Source organism: Gilliamella sp. Lep-s35, from assembly GCF_009795845.1.
Classification (GTDB): domain Bacteria; phylum Pseudomonadota; class Gammaproteobacteria; order Enterobacterales; family Orbaceae; genus Gilliamella.
In genome coordinates this window covers 1-1,178 of sequence record NZ_WTEX01000065.1, presented here as the reverse complement: position 1 = coordinate 1,178, position 1,178 = coordinate 1, and the positions used below count along the sequence as shown (strand labels likewise).

Annotated in this window: 2 protein-coding genes; both read right to left on the bottom strand. The window is 34.4% G+C overall.

The genetic code is table 11. The features are described from left to right. Positions 1-157: 157 nt before the first annotated feature. Positions 158-655, bottom strand: a complete 498-nt coding sequence (locus GQ590_RS11995; RefSeq protein WP_055426391.1) for a HEAT repeat domain-containing protein — start codon at positions 653-655, stop codon at positions 158-160. A gap of 1 nt (position 656) precedes the next feature. After that, a partial coding sequence (locus GQ590_RS11990) for an RHS repeat-associated core domain-containing protein (RefSeq protein ID WP_202113000.1) occupies positions 657-1,178 on the bottom strand: 522 nt, incomplete at its 5' end.

Below are 1,178 nucleotides of genomic sequence, written 5' to 3'. Positions count from 1 at the left end.
TAAACTTCCTTCCTCATAAACCCAAGTGGTCAGGTTTTCGACCGGTTCGGGGTGGTCCAACATAAGCATTCCCAGCTCGTCAGTATTTTCTTTGCCATTGCAAGCAACGGTAAACAGTAACGATATAATGAACAAGGTTAGGCGCATAGGTTTAGATTTAGGTTATCAAAATATTATTGGCAATTTCTCTTAACTCTTCGTTATCTTCTTCGTGTAAATATTGTTCTAATATTGGCTTGGATAGAACTATATTATATTGACCAATTGCGGTAAGAGCATTGTATTTAATATCAAAATCATCCTCTCGTAAAATCTTATTTAATAATGGTAATAGTTCTGATGAAAGATAATTAGCTGCTATTTGTACATTCCAATAGCGAACACTATATTCTTTGCTATCTAAAGCTATTTTTAAATATGGTACAACATCTTCCGATGAAAATTGCAAAATAACATCTTCTACAAGTTGATAAACCCCCAATCCATCTATATAACCAAAGGAATTTAAGAATAGTGGAACACACTCTTTATTACTATTTTGAAGAAAAAATTGGCGCACTTCATCATATTTGCGTATCAGTTCTTCAGATAAATCTTCATCTTTTGGCATCGGTTGATGTTCCTTTAAAAAATTTAATGCTTCTTCTTGTGTCATATTAGTGGCATCCTGTTTTTGGTGTTCTTGGTGGCTTATCAAAACCTCCAAGAGCTTTATTTTGTATTATAAGTTCTTGTAATTGACGATTAACGACTTTAGGGTCATATCCTGCATCCAAAAGGATTCTTTTCAAGTCTTTTATATCAGCGGCAAGATTATTTCTTAATCCAACAATTGATTTATCAACAGGAACTCTATATGTTCTTGTTAGTTCGTGTAAATCTTTATTAAGATTAATAGTAATCCCCTTTCCGTGTGTTGTTTGGCTTAGTGCATTTTGAACAACGTGGTGTGGTGTATGAGTTGAATTTAGTCCAGATTTGATATTACCTGCTCTTACTTGGTTGTAAGTGCCAACAAATAAATCCTCTCCAGCTCTAGCTAAAGGAATGTCTGGAGAAAGCCCAAATACATCCGTAAATGAATTAGAGTCGGAAACATATGCGTAGGTATTCAATCCCCCTAAGATAGAGATAGGGTCGGAACTGATGAAAATTCCACTTTCAGGATTATAATACCT